At 37.8% G+C, this 17,823-nt stretch carries 12 protein-coding genes; 4 read left to right on the top strand and 8 right to left on the bottom strand.

Annotation, left to right across the window (positions count from 1 at the left end; genetic code table 11):
- Window positions 1-9: 9 nt before the first annotated feature.
- From ACN1CN_RS00370 to ACN1CN_RS00345, 6 genes are all read right to left on the bottom strand, one after another.
- Window positions 10-1,434, bottom strand: a complete 1,425-nt coding sequence (locus ACN1CN_RS00370; protein ID WP_419134228.1) for a SusD/RagB family nutrient-binding outer membrane lipoprotein — start codon at window positions 1,432-1,434, stop codon at window positions 10-12.
- Window positions 1,435-1,446: 12 nt separating this feature from the next.
- Complete coding sequence (locus ACN1CN_RS00365) at window positions 1,447-4,638, bottom strand: SusC/RagA family TonB-linked outer membrane protein (protein ID WP_419134227.1); 3,192 nt, start codon at window positions 4,636-4,638, stop codon at window positions 1,447-1,449.
- Window positions 4,639-5,419: 781 nt separating this feature from the next.
- Complete coding sequence (locus tag ACN1CN_RS00360; RefSeq protein ID WP_419134226.1) at window positions 5,420-7,024, bottom strand: hypothetical protein; 1,605 nt, start codon at window positions 7,022-7,024, stop codon at window positions 5,420-5,422.
- A 1,085-nt stretch (window positions 7,025-8,109) separates the two neighbouring features.
- Complete coding sequence (locus tag ACN1CN_RS00355; RefSeq protein WP_419134225.1) at window positions 8,110-8,499, bottom strand: DoxX family protein; 390 nt, start codon at window positions 8,497-8,499, stop codon at window positions 8,110-8,112.
- A 95-nt stretch (window positions 8,500-8,594) separates the two neighbouring features.
- A complete protein-coding gene (locus ACN1CN_RS00350; protein WP_419134224.1) occupies window positions 8,595-9,032 on the bottom strand; it encodes a VOC family protein in 438 nt (145 codons plus the stop codon).
- Between the two features lie 10 nt (window positions 9,033-9,042).
- Entirely contained in the window at window positions 9,043-9,450 is a 408-nt protein-coding gene (locus ACN1CN_RS00345) for a VOC family protein (protein WP_263360901.1), read from the bottom strand.
- 201 nt (window positions 9,451-9,651) lie between these two features.
- Between ACN1CN_RS00345 and ACN1CN_RS00340 the strand changes: the two genes are divergently transcribed.
- Window positions 9,652-10,632 (top strand): GlxA family transcriptional regulator, encoded by a 981-nt coding sequence (locus ACN1CN_RS00340; RefSeq protein ID WP_291286699.1) that lies wholly within the window; start codon window positions 9,652-9,654, stop codon window positions 10,630-10,632.
- Between the two features lie 153 nt (window positions 10,633-10,785).
- Window positions 10,786-12,393 carry a class I SAM-dependent methyltransferase gene (locus ACN1CN_RS00335; RefSeq protein ID WP_419134223.1) on the top strand — a complete coding sequence of 536 codons (1,608 nt, stop codon included), beginning with the start codon at window positions 10,786-10,788 and terminating at the stop codon, window positions 12,391-12,393.
- 161 nt (window positions 12,394-12,554) lie between these two features.
- Here the strand turns inward: ACN1CN_RS00335 and ACN1CN_RS00330 are convergent, their stop codons facing one another.
- Complete coding sequence (locus tag ACN1CN_RS00330) at window positions 12,555-12,968, bottom strand: hypothetical protein (RefSeq protein ID WP_419134222.1); 414 nt, start codon at window positions 12,966-12,968, stop codon at window positions 12,555-12,557.
- A gap of 18 nt (window positions 12,969-12,986) precedes the next feature.
- Window positions 12,987-14,318, bottom strand: a complete 1,332-nt coding sequence (locus ACN1CN_RS00325) for a hypothetical protein (RefSeq protein WP_419134221.1) — start codon at window positions 14,316-14,318, stop codon at window positions 12,987-12,989.
- Window positions 14,319-15,030: 712 nt separating this feature from the next.
- Between ACN1CN_RS00325 and ACN1CN_RS00320 the strand changes: the two genes are divergently transcribed.
- Both ACN1CN_RS00320 and ACN1CN_RS00315 read left to right on the top strand, forming a co-directional pair.
- Entirely contained in the window at window positions 15,031-16,563 is a 1,533-nt protein-coding gene (locus ACN1CN_RS00320; protein ID WP_419134220.1) for a sulfatase-like hydrolase/transferase, read from the top strand.
- Between the two features lie 59 nt (window positions 16,564-16,622).
- Window positions 16,623-17,654, top strand: a complete 1,032-nt coding sequence (locus ACN1CN_RS00315; protein ID WP_419134219.1) for a hypothetical protein — start codon at window positions 16,623-16,625, stop codon at window positions 17,652-17,654.
- The last annotated feature ends 169 nt before the right edge of the window (window positions 17,655-17,823 follow it).

Below are 17,823 nucleotides of genomic sequence, written 5' to 3'. Positions count from 1 at the left end.
AAATAGGATTTAATTGGCGTCAAACCATAGTTTTGTAGTCAGTAAATCTTTCCCCTGAGCTGATACTGCGGCCTGGTAGCTTGTTCCGTTCAGTGACTGCTCTGTTCCCGGATAAAAGAAACGCGAAGGAATCTGCCCGTTCAAAACCGTAGCCGGACCAGCTTTCAATACCGGATAGTCAAGTCTTCTCCATTCCACAAAAGCATCAAGACCTTGTCCGTAGAATGCAATCCATTTTTGTGTACCTATTGATTTGGCATAGTTGGCTGCATCATATTTTACAGTAGCCTGACTCAAATATTTATTGATTGTAGTCGCATCTGTGATTCCAAATTGATTGAACGAGGCAGTAATTGCATTTTTGTACAATTGCTCGGCATCTCCGCCAATATAACCACGTGCTACCGCTTCAGAAAGGTTAAACAATACTTCAGAATAGGAAACAATTACAGCCGGTGACGATGAAGTCAGGAAGTAAGTTCCCGGTTTTGAGGTCTTAGCAAACCCCTGGCTGTTAGCATCACTGTTTGACAATCCGTTTGCACCACCCACATACTTACCAACAGTTTGATCTGTAGGCAGCTGAGCATAAACTGGTAAACGCGGATCGGATAATTCATTTAACTTGTCTACCAAAGTTTTCGAAATACGAAAATCATCACGAGTTTCAAACCAGGCCGAAGCAGGATTTTGCTGAGGTGAACTTGTAAACGTAAACTTAAAGGTTTCGTTATTGTTGCTAATTACTCCCGCAGCATCGCTTGTTGCTTCAATCGCAGCTTGTTTGGCCAATGCAGGTTCTTTGTCTGAGATTCTCAATGCGATACGCAAACGAAGTGAATTTACCAGCTTCTTCCATTTTGTGATATCTCCTTTATACGCCAAGTCTCCCGTTACACTTCCACTTGCCGGATTTAATAAAGACTGCGCCTGTTTTAAATCTTCCAGTAATCCTGTATACACTTCTTTTTGCGTATTGTAGGCCGGTGTTACTTTTAAGCCTGCTTCTTTGTACGGAATACTTCCGTACGCATCTGTTAGCAATAAAAATGTCCACGAGCGCAATGTTAGTGCAATTCCTTTATAATTTGGGTTAGCCTGCTGATCCGAAAATTTCAGAATGGTGTTCAAATCTGTAATTAAGGTGGCATAGCCTGTATTCCACAAAGTAGTGAAAGAGGTGTTTGATACATCGTACCTGTCCGGCTCTGTGTACTGAACCTTAGCCCAATGCTGAACAAATAATAAAGAGGCATTAAAGTTATTATCAGATCCCCAGTACAAATCGGCTCCCTGTTTTAGTGTTCCGGTTAACAGATAAGGTGCCAGTGGTGTTTCGGTTGCATTTGGATTTTTATTAAGATCATCCAGCGTATCCCCACAAGAAGTAAGCGACACCGCAAATAGAGTTATATAGGCTAATTTTTTTAGCATGATTTCTTTTTTTTAAAATTTAAGATTAACATTCAGACTGAAATTTCTGGTCGTTGGCAAAGCTAAGCTCTCCAATCCCTGAGCATTTCCGGTAGTGAAAGCCGTTTCAGGATCAATATTTGGTGCATCCTTATAGATAAATAACAGGTTACGGCCTACAGCTGTAATACTTGCTCCTTCTAATCCCAGTTTTCTAGCAAATTTCTTGTTGAAATTATAAGCCAGTTTTACCTCTCTTAGTTTTACAAAAGTCGAACTGTAAATGTAGGCTTCGTTAATGTTGTAAGATGCTTTGTGAAACTCCTGTGCACTAATCACCTGAGAATTTGGAGTTCCGTCAGCGTACACTCCGTTAAAAATAACACCATCATCATATACCGTTGCTCCATTTGGAGCTACGCCACCCGTTAACAATGTTTTCGGATTGGCCGAGTTGTTGTTTGGATAATAGTAATTTAAACCTCCATTTGCGGCATCACGGCCTGCTAATGTCTCCGCCAATACACCGGTATAAGTACCTGTTCTATTGGTTCCCGAATAAATGTCACCCCCAACACTGGCGTCAATAAGGAATGAAAATTCAAGATTCTTATACGTCAGGGTATTAGTTACACCCGCTAAATAATCGGGAGTATAGTGTCCTAATACTTTCTTTTGCGGATCGGCTTTAGGCAATCCGTTAGCGCCTACAACTATATTTCCGTTGGCATCACGCTGGTACGCTGTGCCATAAAGAGCACCGTAAGCCTGCCCTACTGAAGCCAACACATCAACACCTCCTGAAGAACCAATGGTATAGTTTTGAATCTGTTTGTCGTAGTCCAGAATCTTTACTTCGCTAATATTCTTAGAGTAATTTACCCCGATATTCCATTTGAAATCCTCGGTTTGAACAGGAGTTCCATCCAATTGAACTTCTATACCGCGGTTGTTCACTTTACCTGCGTTGATCAATTGCGAGTTATAACCGCTGGAAGCTGTGGTTTTTATTTCTAAGATCTGATCAAAACTATTGGTGTTGTAATACGCCACATCCAAATGCAGTCTGTTTTTCCAGAAAGAAGATTCTATACCTAATTCCGTAGAACGTGTCGTTTCAGGTTTCAGGTTCTCGTTCAGTTTTTTCTTAGCCGAGGTTTGAATCGGGTTTCCGTCAAAGGCAGTTTGAAAATCATAAACAGTAGACAATTGGTAAGGATCTGCATCGTTACCTACTTCCGACCAGCCTCCACGAAGTTTTAAGAAATCAAGTGTATTGCTTTTCAAATTAAAGGCGTCAGAAACTACAAAACTACCGTTAAAGGAAGGATAAAAATAAGAACGGTTGCTGCTTGGCAATGTAGATGACCAGTCGTTACGCGCAGTTACGTTCAGGTAAGCATAGTTTCTATACCCAAATTGTGCCGAAGCATAAGCACTGTATACTCTTAATCTCGAAATTGAGTTCGATGAAGTCAACGGGTCTCTTGAATTGGTTAGCGTATACAAGTCCGGTACAGCCAAACGTGGTGCTTTTTGATAATTGTTCGCATCACTGTGGTTACGAATATTGAATCCGGCAAGAGCATCCACACTAAAATCGTCGTTTACTTTTTTAGTATAAGTAAAAATCCCCTCCGTGTTTCTTTCGTTTACGGTGTAAGCATCTTCTGCATATGATCCGAAAGGCGTTCCGTTTGTACCGTACTTAATCGTATACTTTCTACGATCGTTGTAATAATCAACTCCGGTACGGAATTTGAAATTAAGACCCTCGATAATCTTGGCATCCAAATGAATGTCTCCAATGATACGGTTACGCTGTTGGCTGGTGGTGTTGTAATACGCATTCCAGTACGGATTGCTGTAATAACTGTTGTTCCAGTTCACGTCTCTGTTCTTCTGAAGTTCGTTGATGTCTACCTGACGTCCGAACCAAAGAAATTGAAGCATTACACCTGCAGCACGGTTACCCTGAGGACCACCCGGTAAGGCTGGAGCATCGGTCACAATATAGTTGGCCGTAACCCCTACTTTTATATTTTTAGAGATTTGGTAGTTGGTATTAACCGTAAAGTTCGTTTTGTTTACTTCACTATTAGGTACTGTTCCCAATTGTTTTTGATTGTTTATTCCTAAACGAAAATCTGATTTTTCATCCGATTTCGCGATAGAAACGCTATTGTCATAAGTGACACCGGTATTAAAAAAGTCCTTTACATTATTTGGATGTGCTACGAAAGGCACAGCAACACCATTGGAGTAAAATTGAGGGATAAGTCTGCCGTCCAGTTTAGGTCCCCAGCTTTCATCCACTCCGTCATTGATACCACCTCCTTTACCGTCTACAAAGCTGAACTTTCCGTTTGATCCTTGTCCAAATGAATTTTGAAATTTAGGCAAAGTCGCTACCTGAGAGATGGTAATTCCAGAATTGACGCTAATCCCCAATCCTTTTTGGCTTTTCCCTGATTTTGTTGTAATCAAAACTACCCCATGTGCCGCACGTGATCCGTAAAGAGCCGCCGCGTTAGGTCCTTTCAGTACGCTTAATGACTCAATATCCTGCGGATTTAAATCGGCAATCGCATTTTTAAAATCGCGAGTGGTTCCTCCAGTGCCACCTAACTGTGAGTTGTCTACCGGAACTCCATCGACCACAAACAGTGGCTGATTGTTTCCGGATATAGAAGTTTCACCACGAATAACAATACGTGAAGATCCCATATCTCCCTGTGAATTGGTAATACGAACACCCGCCAATTTACCACTAAGGCTATTTAAAAAGTTGGTTTCTTTTGTATCCGACACCTCTTTTCCTTTAAGTGCTTGAGTAGTGTATCCCAACGATTTTTTCTCTTTCGTAATACCTAATGCGGTAACCACTACTTCCGACAGTGCGTTTTGTTCCTGTGTAAGGCCAACGGTAACCGAATTTTCACTGGCTACAATTTCCGCTTTTTTATACCCCAAATAGCTTACGATTAAGGTATAAGGAAGTTTTTGCCCGGTTTGGAAATGAAATCTTCCATCAAAATCAGTTACCACCCCGTGTGTAGTCCCTTTAATGTTCACCGAAGCACCAATAATAGGTTCCTTTGTCGCAGCATCGATTACTGTTCCTTCAAGTTTGGACTGGATAAGCGGTTTCGTTTCCTGTGCTTTAATTCCAGTGGAAATCAACAAAATACATAATGCTATATATCTATTTAATTTTTTTTTCATTACTTTGTTTTAGTTTAATAAATAAGGTGATCGGTGCCGGATATACTCCGCCCGTCCTTATAGAGATGTACAATTTCTTTAAGCTTCGCCATTTCTGTTCCCGCAGAAATGGTTTTTTATTAGCTACACATTCGCTTTTTCATTTTCTTTTTATTTTGGGTTATTATTATTTGAATTGGATCACTTCTCCCGATACCCTATCGAAAATGGCCTTTCTATTGGGCTCCTGTTCGTTCAAAAGTGAACAAATTCGGTGATTCTTATATTCTACTAATTTGATAGAACAAAAGTATATTAAAAATACGAATGCCAAAATTTTAACTCTTTTTTTTATATAAAAAATGTTAAAAAAAACAACTAAAAAAGGATAAACTACTAAAAACAAAACAGTTAACATCCAATTGATTTTACTTTGCTATGTAAGATTTTTTCTAAAATGAGAGAATGCAATGTCTGTTAATTTGCTTTTCTTTAAAAATGGCCTCAAATACAGATTTTTGCAATAAACCTAAAGTTACAATTGATATAAATTAACTTAAACAGCTATTTAACAAACAATTAAAATAAACAAAATACAATATACAGCACCCTTCCCCTAACTCCGCATCAAAGAATCAAAGTCCCAAAAAAGAATCGTTTTTAAGAGATTCTTAACTTCGCAAAAAACAAAAAAGCCGTCTGGATCAGACGGCTTTTTAGGGGTAAAATTCTATTTATATACTTATCGGTCTTAAAGATTTCCTGAAATTAAAAACTCTTTTTTCTGATCCTGATCCAACCCTTAGGCAGCAATTACTAAGTTTTGTATCAATTCAAATCTGATCTTGTTCACTAATGTCTCATTAAATTTCGCTTCTTTCAGAACTTCCTCCGGTGATGCAGCATGGACAAAAACTGACGTAATCAGCAATCGGTTAAGTTCTTCATGAGACAGATGATCACTTATTTTATCTATTTCAACCTCAAAAGAGTGTCGTTTTTCTGCATCAGTTTCGGCTTTTGCATAACCTTCTAATAACCATTTGAATGCTAAAGATTTAATTTTATTACTGTTGGAGTTTAACCAAACCTCTTTTTCATCGTCATCGTCCGGTTCTCCACGATAAGGGTACTTATCATCTATGATTCTTTTGGACTTAATCAGTACCAAAGAGGCAAGTCCATCGGCATTCGCCATATCCAAAAACAATTGCTTTTCCTGTATCAATCTCTCGTTAAACGATCCGATGTACAATTTAAAAATATTACAAACCTGATCTCCATTGTTTACAGGCAGATCATTCTGTTTCAAACTATTTGCAAGCGATTGGAAATCGATCCAGTTTTCATCAAAAAGCCTTTTTGAATAGCTTAATTGTCCGTACAGCTCATTGAGATTCTTAGTTGTTTCGTCTAATTTTTTCTGTGTGTTCTCGTACCAATCCATTAAATCGTTGGCCGCAGAAATACTGTTAATAATGTAATCTATCGAACCAATAATCAAAAGTATGGCCGCTAAGCCTGCAACAATCCAGCCCAATGGCCCAAGCGCGGCTCCTAGCATGCCAACAGTAGCTACACCGGCAAAAAAATTGGTCCCTAAAGTAATCCAGCCAAAAAGATAAAATTCTTTCTCCGTAAGTGTTTGCAGGTTAAAGGATGAATCAATTTTTAAATCGGGAAGTCTGGAACTTACCAGGTCTATAAAATTACTGTACTCTGCTATTACAGGCAGAATATTATCCAGTACTTCCAAATAATTCTTAGCCATAGCGCGAGTCAGTCCCAGCATTCTCAGACACTCATTCAGTGAGCCTCGAACATTGTCGTATCGCTTTGGATTGTCAGGTCTCCAGAAGGAACCGGCATCCCTGTCCATCTTTCTAAAGTCGGTATCAAAACTGGCCAGGCTATCATTGAGTACCGACAGCTTTGTAATGACTTCCTGTGCCGAATCCCTTCCGTCTTTTATAGCATTCAGCGAATAAAATTTATAAAAATTATTACTCATCTCAACAAAAACGTCACTATAATAATCATTCGTAGTTTGATCTTTCTTAGTAACAAGCGGGATTCTGACTTCTTTTCCATCAAGGAAAAGACTTAGTATTTTGGAAACATTGTCTTTAACTTCCTGCTCCGTAAAATACGCTTTTTGATCTGCAACAGCCGCAGAACGAATTTTGATGTTTTCCGGATTTCTTAAAATTTGAGTCCATTGATCAACCGTATATTGCGCCTGAGGAGTTAGCTGTTCTGCTATGGTCGTAACATCAAATACAAGCAGTTTTTCTAATTTATCATCGGTGTACTTTACCATTTTTGAAGTGGCAGTAGCCGTTGTTTTTGCTCCCTTTGCCATGAAGTTCTGTAATACTTCCTGCCTAACGATTTCTTTAATTTCCATAATTTAAATTTGCATTTGCCCTACTCATAGGCTTTTCGGATTCCGCCCTAACTTGAACTCAATGAAGCAGCTTTATACGGTACTGTTTTCTAAGATTGTCTTTTACTTTTAGTTTGGAAGTCTTAGCCGGACTGTCTCTTTAGTTGCTTTTGTAGTAAAGCTAATGCTTGATTCTAATAGAGATAAAAAAGATGCAACGAACGCGGGATTTAATGTCATGTGTCAACTATTTTCTGTTGCAAAGCCTTATAATTACACAGAAATGAAGTGAAATGTGTCGTTCCGCTGGAACTTATTTTGAATACGTTTTATTTTCAACGGATTAAAATCCGTTGTTACAAAGTTTGTCGTTCCTTCGGAACTTAATCATGCGGTTGTTTTTGTTGTTGACCGATTAAATTGAAAATCGTTGTCCTGCTTTAAAATTGTTGTGAAATGTATCGTTCCTCCAGAACTTTTTTTGAATACGTCTTATTTTCAACGGATTAAAATCCGTTGCTACAAATTTTATCGTTCCTTCGGAGCTTAATTATACGGTTGTTTTTGTTGTTAACCGATTAAATTGAAAATCGTTGGCATGGTTTAAAATTATCGCGAAATGTATCGTTCCTCCGGAACTTATTTTGAATACGTTTTATTTCCAACGGATTAAAATCCGTTGCTACAATATTTGTCGTTCCTTCGGAACTTAATTGTATGGTTCTTAATGACCAAATAGTTTTTTTTTGAGATAAAGACTAACCTTGTAAAAGAGCCATCGGCTCGATTCAAATTATAGCGACGGATTTTAATCCGTCATAAAAAATAGGCATAAGCATAAAAGAGCCATCGGCTCGAATAATATTGTAGCGACGGATTTTAATCCGTCGTAAAAAAATGAACATCATAATAAAAAGAGCCGTAGGCTCGGCCCATATAGTTTTTTAGATGAAATTACCCCCGTTAAGTACAATTGATCTAACACATCCAAACATAGATATTAGGCGTAAAAAAATACCAACTCTAAATGCTATAAAAGTAAAAGAGACGACCTGCATAGTCGTCTCTTTTACTTTTTAAAGCTTATCTCTACCGTTTTAACAGATCTAATAAGCTGCTGAAACTGCATATTCCTTTTGATACAATTTATGATACAATTTGTATGAAATCACTAATATACCAAGGAAAATCAAAGGCAGTATCGCCTGAAATCCGAATCCATCAACAGCAAAATGACTGATGCTGGCAAAAATAAACACAAAGCCAAAACCGGTGTACGCCCACTCTTTCGCAAATTTTGGCGCTTGCGGGATAATCACGGTAAGTGCTCCAATCACTTTGAAAACTACTAACGCGTTACCAAAATAAGCCGGATATTGCATGTGACTGATCCCTTGTTTGGCAAGTTCAGTTTGCGAAGTTAGGGCCGGGATAATGCCCTCCATAATAAAAATGATAATTGTTGTGGTCCAGAATAGTATTTTATCTTTTTTCATAGTTGTAAAGATTGTTGGTTAAAAATAGTTTGTCACGAGCTCCTGTTTCATAGCATTTTTAAAGGAGCTTATCCAATTGGGTATAATTATCAAAACTAATTACACCCAACGGTTAAGGGTTTATTTTCTTCAGACGAATAACAGAGCATCCACTGATGTCCAAATTTATCTGTTAGGTGTCCAAACAGAGCTCCAAAGAAAGTTTTCTCTAACGGATGGGTCGCCTGACCGTCTTTCGATAAGTCGGCATAAGCCTTTCGGATTTCTTCTTCACTATCAAAAGTGAGCATCATCGAAAAGGCATTCCCTTTTGTCAGGTTTTCCGGAGCCATATCCGATCCCATAATCACAAGAGTATCGCTTTTAAGCGTGGCGTGCAAAATACATCTTTTCATTTTCTCCGGCAGGCGCTCCCCTATTGGCGAATCGGCTATCGTTTGTAGCTCGAGTTCACCACCAAGGCATGCTTTGTAAAATAGCATTGCATCCTTGCAGTTACCGTTAAATGTTAAATAAGAATTAAGCTGTGCCATTTGGATACTGTTATTGTTGTGGGATTTTGGCCAGGTCCATGTATAAAACCTCCCAAAGGTGTCCGTCTAAATCTTCAAAGCTTCGCTGTTGCATAAAACCGTAGTCTTTTGCTTCAGCTGTTTCTTTTCCGCCTGCTTTTAATGCATTATTTTGCATGGTATCCACCTCATCAATACTGTCTACTGACAATGAATTAATTACCGCCGCTTTTTGAAAAGCATTGCCAATTTCTTTGTTGGTAAACTCATTGAACTTACTGTGTGTTAATAACATCACATAAATTTCTTCGGTTAAAACCATACAGGCTGCTGTTGCATCTGTAAATTGAGGATTGTTTGTAAATCCAATTGCTGTGTAAAAAGACATTGCTTTTTGTAAATCTGCTACCGGCAGATTGATGAAAATTTTTGTTGCCATTTGTTCTATTTTTTTAGTTGTTAATTGATAGTACAAAGATGGAGCAGAAATGACAGAATGCGGATATGCAAAAACGACAACAAAAAGGGCATTTACGACAAACTATCTTTATCTTTGAAATTGCAAAATGGCAAACGATGTGATTTTTAGGGGTTTTGTACAACAAGTAAGCCCCTACAGCCAGTTCTAAAAATAAAGAAGATGATAAAAAAAGTAAGTATTCTTGTTCCTGAAAGCTCCGTTCTGCAGGCTATAGCAGATCCTCAATATTTATTTTCGGCAGTCAATCAGTTTATGACTGCATCGGGCAAACCTCTATTGTTTGATGTACAGCTCGTTGGTTTAGAAAAAGAAGTCAAACTCAATAACGGACTGTATTCGGTTAATACTTCTCAGCTTACAAAAGAGGTTACAACCACTGATTTGATTGTTATTCCTGCCTTGTTTGGAGATATGAAAAGCGCAATTGCTCAAAACCAAGAGCTTTTGCCCTGGATAAACGAACACTATCATAAAGGAGCTGAAGTAGCTTCGCTTTGTGTTGGGGCATTTTTACTGGCTTCTACCGGTTTATTGGATGGAAAAAAATGTTCTACACATTGGGGTTTTCAAAATGAATTCCGCGAAATGTTTCCTGAAGTAGAAGTCATAGACGGTAGCATTATCACCGAAGAACACCGAATATACTCCAGTGGTGGCGCGCATTCGTACTGGAATCTCCTACTGCACTTAGTTGAAAAATATACCGACAGACAAACAGCAATATTGGCTTCCAAATATTTTGCGATCGATATTGACAGAGACAGTCAGGCCGCTTTTGCGATGTTTCAGGGGCAGAAAAATCACAACGACGAAGCAATCAAACAAGTACAGGACTTTATTGAAGACAATATACAGGAGAAAATAACCATAGATGAACTGGCAGATTTGGTATTACTGGGAAGAAGAAGTTTTGAAAGACGGTTTAAGGCCGCTACCAACAATTCTGTTTTAGAATACATCAACCGCGTGAAAATTGAGTTTGCCAAAAAAAGCTTCGAAACCAGCCGCAAAAATATTAATGAGGTAATGTACGATGTAGGTTATACCGACACCAAAGCATTTCGTACCATTTTTAAAAAAGTAACAGGTTTAAATCCGATCGAATACCGCAATAAGTACAACAAAATGGCTGTGAACTAGTTTATTCTCTCAACCCATTTAGTAAAATAAAAAACTCGGTCTATAAAAATACTGTAATAGAAATCTTAAAACAGGCGATTTAAAAAATGAAACCAAGTATTGATCTTCGGTCAAAAAAAATCACTATTTTTAACAAACTATCATTCTTATTTTATGACCGATAAATCACAATTACGAAGTTCTATTTTCAGACATCTTGACGGCTTAGCCGTTGCTCCCGTAGCAATAGCACTAAAAAACAACGCTGTTTTAGAGTATATACTAAACAAAAAACAAGTCCAATTATCAGAGCTGGTAACGGTTTCTAAAGCAAATGAAGGTTATCTGAATGTCGGTTTAAGAATTCTGGCTTCCCAGGGCTTTTTAGATTATGAAGTCGATAACGGTACACAGGAAATTACGATCTCCGTCAATGAAAAAACCGAAACGGCTTTCTCGTTGTTTTATCTCTATCAGGATGTTGTGGATCTCCTTCAGTTTTCGGTACAGTTTCATCCACGGCTTTTTGAAGATGTACCTTTTGAAAGACTCAATGTTATCTTTGAAAAATATAAAAAAAGATATGGAATTCTCCCTTCTGACAATCCGTTAAAAAATAGTATTCAGGAACAGATTTTAAAACATATCGAAGGCCATTTAATTGGTCCTACAATTGTTCGTCTGGCCATGAAAGGAATGTTTCACAAATACTTCATGGAAACTTCTTTCCAGCCCGAAGAGTTTCATAAATCTCCTGAAAATTTTAAAAAAATACTAGACTTTTTTGTACATCTTGGATGGTTTTTGGAAAAAAATGGCAACTACCAGTTTACCGAAACGGGTCTCTTTTATGCCAAAAGAGCCAGTGCCTATGGTGTAACGGTTTCTTACTTGCCAACATTTGCCAAAATCGAAGAATTAATATTTGGTGATCCTGCTGTACTAAGAATGATAACCGACGGCGAGAACGAAATTCATGTTGACCGTGAAATGAACGTTTGGGGAAGCGGCGGTGCTCACGACACTTATTTTAAAGTGGTAGATGAGATTATCGTTACGCTTTTTAATCTGCCAATCGAACAACAGCCTAAAGGAATTCTTGATATGGGCTGTGGCAACGGTGCTTTTCTTCAGCATATTTTTGAAGTAATCGACCGACAAACGTTACGCGGAAAAATGCTTGACGATTATCCCTTATTTTTGGTTGGAGCCGATTATAATCAGGCCGCATTAAAAGTAACCAGAGCCAATTTGATCAAGGCCGACATTTGGGCAAAAGTCATTTGGGGAGACATCGGACGCCCACAACTGCTTTCGGAAGATCTGAAAGAAAACTACAATATTGATCTGAAGGATTTGCTTAACGTAAGAACCTTCTTAGATCACAATCGAGTTTGGAAAGATCCGGAACACATTAACAAAGACAGAATCAGTACGTCTACCGGTGCATTTGCCTACAGAGGAAAAAGAATCAGTAACAATCTGGTCGAAGACAATCTTCTGGAACATTTACAAAAATGGTCGCCCTATGTGCGCAAATTTGGCTTGCTGCTGATTGAACTGCATACCATAGATCCGAAACTTGCTGCCGACAATATCGGGAAAACTCCCGCAACAGCCTATGATGCTACTCATGGCTTTTCGGACCAGTATATTGTTGAGATAGATGTTTTTAATAAAGTTGCTGCAGAGGCAGGATTATTTCCGGATAAATCGATTTTTAAACGATTTCCCGATGCTGATATCGCGACAGTAAGTATCAATTTACTAAAAGGAAATTAGAACATAATTCTGCTCGTTTTTAAATAATAAAGAATGGTCACGACAAAATGTTTTACAAATACCGTACTTTAATTAATGATAATTCCAACTATTCTAAGAATGGTTGGAATTATATCGAGTGTTCATCAATGATTCTAAGATTAATAAAAATTACTCTGTTATTATTCGTTACCGCTAACTTTAATCCTAACTACAGTAAGATTGCCATATTTTTCTATATCCTCTTTTGTCCATTGATAGGCAGTATCTTTAGGCCTATTGTCAAATTTCCAGTCTAAGGGTTCTTTTACATATACATATATCCCTAATGTAACTCCAGTTATTGGTTTACGAATCAACTCTTCTCGTGTGATAAATCGGAAAGAGAAATAAGGAGGATAATCTGGCGTACCCAACACATATTTTATTTCTGGTTTTATTTCCATGAGAAGATCTTTTAAGGGCTTATTGATAAATTGTTGTTCATTAGCTTTTAATTTATAAACGTCCATTGGGACTTGAACCATTTGCTGTGCTTTGCAGTTAGTATTTATTACCAATAATAAGGTTGCAAAAATTTTGAAAGTATTAGTCATTTTTATTAAATTTTAAAGTTAATTGCAAGGTGCGGGTGAAAATGTTACAGAGCCGTCTGAGTTTGTGGTTTGCTGAATTTTAATGCGTTTAAAATTTCCGTCGTTATCTTGTTTCATTAATGTAATACCGGCATTATTATTATCTAAAACTAAAGCTATGCCTTTTGTTCGTCCTTCATTAGACTCTCCCAACTTATCCCTCACCTGTTGAATTTGATCAAAGATAACCTGTGGGAACTCTGGTGGGTAAATAGGCGAAATATCAGCCGGATATGCTTCTACGAAAGCTTTTGCTGCGGCTAAATCAGTAACTACAATGGCGTACGTTTCACCTCCTGTAAAAATAAAAGAAATAGTAAAATCGCTGTTGTTTTTGTTTAATGTTACCGCTGCATATACATCTCCGCCAGATAGTGGTGAATTATTCGGATGGTTGTGCATAGCCCCAAAAGCTCCGGGCCAATTCTGATTTACCTGAACTCCATTTGTTCCTCCGTTATTCATAGGTGACTGTGTATATTCTCCATTAAATGCCGAACCTAAAGTAATACTATGTTCATTACCATCAGCACTAGCTTGCATAATTGCCGCTTTAGCACTTAAATAGCCATTATCTGTTGCTATGAAACTCGTATTTCTTGCAGCAGTACAAGGATCAACAGGCGGAGGATCCTCTGGATAAAGAGGGCCTGAGATTCCCGGCATATAGCCCGGAGGAAGATTTCCAGGACTATAATCAGGATACCATACCCAACTGCTGCATTTGGTATAAGAACCTACCGTGACATAGTAAGTACAGACAAGTTTATTAGTTTTATTCTCGTCTTTATCAAAATTATGCAATCCTAATAGTTTTCCTTTTTCGTAATGCCCTGAAAATGCAATTTTAGTATCACTTTTTTGAATCGTAATATAACCTGAATATTTAGAACCAATATCAAGGATATTAAATGACTTCTCACTACTATTAAAAGAATCATCTTTTGTAGTATAAACGACATTAAACACGTTAAATGTTCCGTCAATCCCCTGAATAAATAATAATCTCATATGGGTTTTATACTCTTGATCGGCAACAACATTGGTATTGGTATTGGCTTTCAGTACCAAAGGAACTTCTATACTTTTCCCCTCTGTTCCATTAGTTACGATGGCATTCTCCCAATCAATATGCTCTGTAAACGCAAATGCTTCAAAATTTAGGTTATTATTCTCCAACCATTTTTTAGCTTCAGAAACGACATATTCATTGTCTAAACTTTCGGTTTCTTCTGTTTGACACCTTGAAAATAAAATTGTGGCACTTATAAGTACAAATATACAAATTGCCCTGTGTAAATTATGAATCATAAATTTAATGAATTTAGATTAGTAAAACTTTTAAAATTCTAGCATATAATTCTGACTGAATCAATAATGTTACACGTTTCAAATAATTACAGAGATTCAAACGTACTTCTGTTCCTTTTAAATTAGAGAACAGCAATGAAAGATTAATTCAAAATGCAAGCAACCTGAATAAATAGCTGATTTTAAACCAAATACTCTATTTTCAATCATTGTTACTTTACCAAATTTGATTATAATTCTAGCCCTATGCAATACCAACTTTTAGGGATATTTTCGTACTCATCAATTTTAGTGATGCTCAAAAGCTAAACTTTACATCAATAAGTATAAAAAAGGATATACATGTTTAAATGTTATTTTGGTGGGAAAAAATCTTATCATAATACATGCATATCTAAATATCACCTAACTTTAATCTTCTAATAAATTACCTAATGCACTTCAAAACAGGTATTTATACGTAATTCAAATCTGCTTACTTATTGTAATTTTATTCTTATTAATCAAATCAACAACTTGATTATAACACTGTATATAAGCCTTTTGCGTTTTACTCCACACCTGCATCTTAACATTCCCTCTTCGCGCCCGGATTCTATAAAGTACCTCAAGCATCTCCTTTTTTAGATTGTTTCAAACTCACATAACATTATTGACTACCCATCAATACATCAACAATTGTATATTCTATTAACCCCTTAAACCATAAACAATGAACTTAAAAGAAAAACTTAACGAAATTGGCCAAAAGCCGGACATGATTTTAATTATTACCGACGAGCAACGTGCTACGCAACATTTCCCGCCGGGATGGGAAGAGGAAAACCTTCCTACATTGACTTTTCTGAAACAAAATGGTTTTAGTTTTGACCGTGCTTTCTGCAACACCTGCATGTGTTCCCCTAGCCGCTCGACCTTATTTACAGGTTTATATCCTGCGAAACATGGTGTAAGCCAAACCCTGACCGAAGGTGGTCTGTTGTCACCTCAGGAACCTACGCTTAGCAATGCGCTACCCAATATTATGAATACACTTTGGGCCGATGGATATGATGTGCAATACCGCGGAAAATGGCACATGAGTAAAGGTGTTGCCCCTAATGGTACTAAAACAAATTATGAAGATTTAACCGCTGCTGATATTGCATTGTATGGAGCTATGGGCTGGATTGCTCCCGATGCCGGTGAAGATGTCAATCCGCTTAATTTTGGGGGCGGATATGCCAACCATGATGCAAGGTATACGGCCGAAGCAATTCAATATCTAAAGGAAGTAAGAGCTCAAAGAGCCACCGGAAACCATAAACCTTATTGTTTGATTCTGTCTCTCGTAAATCCACACGATGTATTGGCTTATCCGAATACAGCAGGTACATCAGGATATCATCCCGACAGTTGGCTAGACAGAGAGATCGGCCTTCCTGCTACCGTAAATGAGAATCTACTCGAGAATAAAAAACCAATGGCACAGGAACAAATCCTGATCAATATGGCTTTAACCCTCGGAGCAATCAATAGCACCGAAGACAAACTGAATTATATCAATTTCTACGGTTATTTATTAAGTCTCGCTGATAAACAATATGGTTATCTGATTGACGAACTGTATAAGGAAGATGAAAAGGGGCATAAACTGGCCGATTCTGCCATCGTGACCATGACATCCGATCATGGAGAAATGGGACTCGCTCATGGTGGATTACGTCAAAAAACTTTTGTCGCTTATGAAGAAGCTTTAAGAGTACCTCTTGTCATTTCCAATCCGATTTTGTTTAAGAACCATCCTGTCAAACACTCGATGAACCTAGCAACATTAGCTGATATCTTCCCTACTTTTATTGAGATGGCCAATGTTTCCAATCCACCAACAGGGCTTGCCGGTACGAGTTTGTTGCCTACAATGGAGGACAATACACCGGTTCAGCATAGTCTGCTGTTTACTTATGATGATATCAAAGCCGGATCAAATAGTACCTGGACCATCGTAAGAGCAGCCAATCGCATTCGTTGTATCAGAACCGAAAAATGGAAATTTGACTACTATTTTGATGCTGCGACAGCCTATTTCAAACAATATGAGCTGTATGATTTAGTGAATGACCCGTTGGAAATCACCAATCTGGCCTATGATCCGGCTTACAGTGAAATCAGACACGAGTTAGAAGAGCAATTGCATCAGCTGGAGGTTGAAAAACTTTGGGTAAATGCTCCAAAAGATGTCTATAGTACCACAACGTTTAACTAAAAACAACTACAGAACACGGTGCTAAAAAAGTGTAAAGCAATAATCAAAAAAGAAAAATTATGTCAGAAAATATAAATCTGGAAGTCAATACTGCAAAGTATACCGATTTCAATTATCCTGCTGGCGGAGAAACCAGCATACAAGGCGTAAGAGGTGTAACTGGATCTGAAAATGTATACATTTCAGGCAGTTTAATAGGCCTTGACAATATTGTTCAGGGCTTAATCTATGAAGGCCCAATTAATGGAAGTGGTAATCAAGGCAAATGGAACATTGTAAATTTTCCAAGTACACCAACAGCAACGGTTATCAATACCTCTTGTTATGGCCCTAATAACGGGCATGATGGCAAAGTACAATTAGTTGGTTCTTATAAAATCTCTGCCTCTACCGGTAAAGCTCCGAGCGGAAACCTTGGTTTTTATTACGAAGGACCAGTGGATGGTTCAGGAACCTGGATTCAGGTGTCGCCAAACGACGGTAATACCAATAATGTATTTGTTCATAGCATAATGGGCGGAATCGCTGTTGGAAATTATGATGTAGAGAACGACAAGAATGGATATGCGTTTCTATATGATGTTGTCACTAAAGAATATATCGATTTTAAAGTTCCCAATTCCTTAACGACTACTTTGTACGGTATCTGGCACAATGGAGGTGATCATTACACTATGGCAGGCGGTTATTCGAGTGCTAAACTGGGGGAAATAAGCCAGGCTTTTTTGGTGGATTATAATTCCAAAACGAAGGAAACAACTAATTTAAAGTCGTTTAGTTATAAGAATGAAACTGCTCTGTCTGTAGTCACACATTTTGAAGGTATTACTGCTGCCAAAGGTAATGGTTATCATATGCCGTCTGACTGGATTAGTATTAACGGAAAAGATATGGGCGCTTCCTTTGTTGCTGTCAATCGAAATTCAGATGGCTCATTTGGAGAAGCCCACTGGATAGATATTGATTTTCCGGAAGCTGACAGTACAAGTGCTAATACGGCTTATCAAAATAGTATTTTAGGCGTTTATACGGTTAAAAATGATTCGGATACCGTAACCGTGTCTTCGTATGTTGCAAAAATTCATCCGTGAAAATAAAACAACATTCCTTATAAATGATTATAGTTTTTTAATAAGCGGTTAAGCTGAAATATTTTCAACTTAACCGCTTCTGTTTTTCCCACAGATAACCTATAGACCAATGCTGATCCTTAATTGATGGATATAAAAAAAATCGTCTCAACTTTTACATTGAGACGAC

Origin of the sequence: Flavobacterium sp. T12S277, assembly GCF_048514875.1 — a bacterium.
GTDB lineage: Bacteria > Bacteroidota > Bacteroidia > Flavobacteriales > Flavobacteriaceae > Flavobacterium.
The sequence above is the reverse complement of the archived record's forward strand: the minus strand, read 5'-3'. Positions and strand labels throughout refer to the sequence as shown.

Coding starts and splice junctions, on each gene's coding strand:
- ACN1CN_RS00335 (WP_419134223.1), top strand. CDS start 10,786: ATGACCGATAAATCACAATTACGAAGTTCTATTTTCAGACATCTTGAC.
- ACN1CN_RS00340 (WP_291286699.1), top strand. CDS start 9,652: ATGATAAAAAAAGTAAGTATTCTTGTTCCTGAAAGCTCCGTTCTGCAG.
- ACN1CN_RS00315 (WP_419134219.1), top strand. CDS start 16,623: ATGTCAGAAAATATAAATCTGGAAGTCAATACTGCAAAGTATACCGAT.
- ACN1CN_RS00350 (WP_419134224.1), bottom strand. CDS start 9,032: ATGGCACAGCTTAATTCTTATTTAACATTTAACGGTAACTGCAAGGAT.
- ACN1CN_RS00345 (WP_263360901.1), bottom strand. CDS start 9,450: ATGGCAACAAAAATTTTCATCAATCTGCCGGTAGCAGATTTACAAAAA.
- ACN1CN_RS00330 (WP_419134222.1), bottom strand. CDS start 12,968: ATGACTAATACTTTCAAAATTTTTGCAACCTTATTATTGGTAATAAAT.
- ACN1CN_RS00365 (WP_419134227.1), bottom strand. CDS start 4,638: ATGAAAAAAAAATTAAATAGATATATAGCATTATGTATTTTGTTGATT.
- ACN1CN_RS00325 (WP_419134221.1), bottom strand. CDS start 14,318: ATGATTCATAATTTACACAGGGCAATTTGTATATTTGTACTTATAAGT.
- ACN1CN_RS00360 (WP_419134226.1), bottom strand. CDS start 7,024: ATGGAAATTAAAGAAATCGTTAGGCAGGAAGTATTACAGAACTTCATG.
- ACN1CN_RS00320 (WP_419134220.1), top strand. CDS start 15,031: ATGAACTTAAAAGAAAAACTTAACGAAATTGGCCAAAAGCCGGACATG.
- ACN1CN_RS00355 (WP_419134225.1), bottom strand. CDS start 8,499: ATGAAAAAAGATAAAATACTATTCTGGACCACAACAATTATCATTTTT.
- ACN1CN_RS00370 (WP_419134228.1), bottom strand. CDS start 1,434: ATGCTAAAAAAATTAGCCTATATAACTCTATTTGCGGTGTCGCTTACT.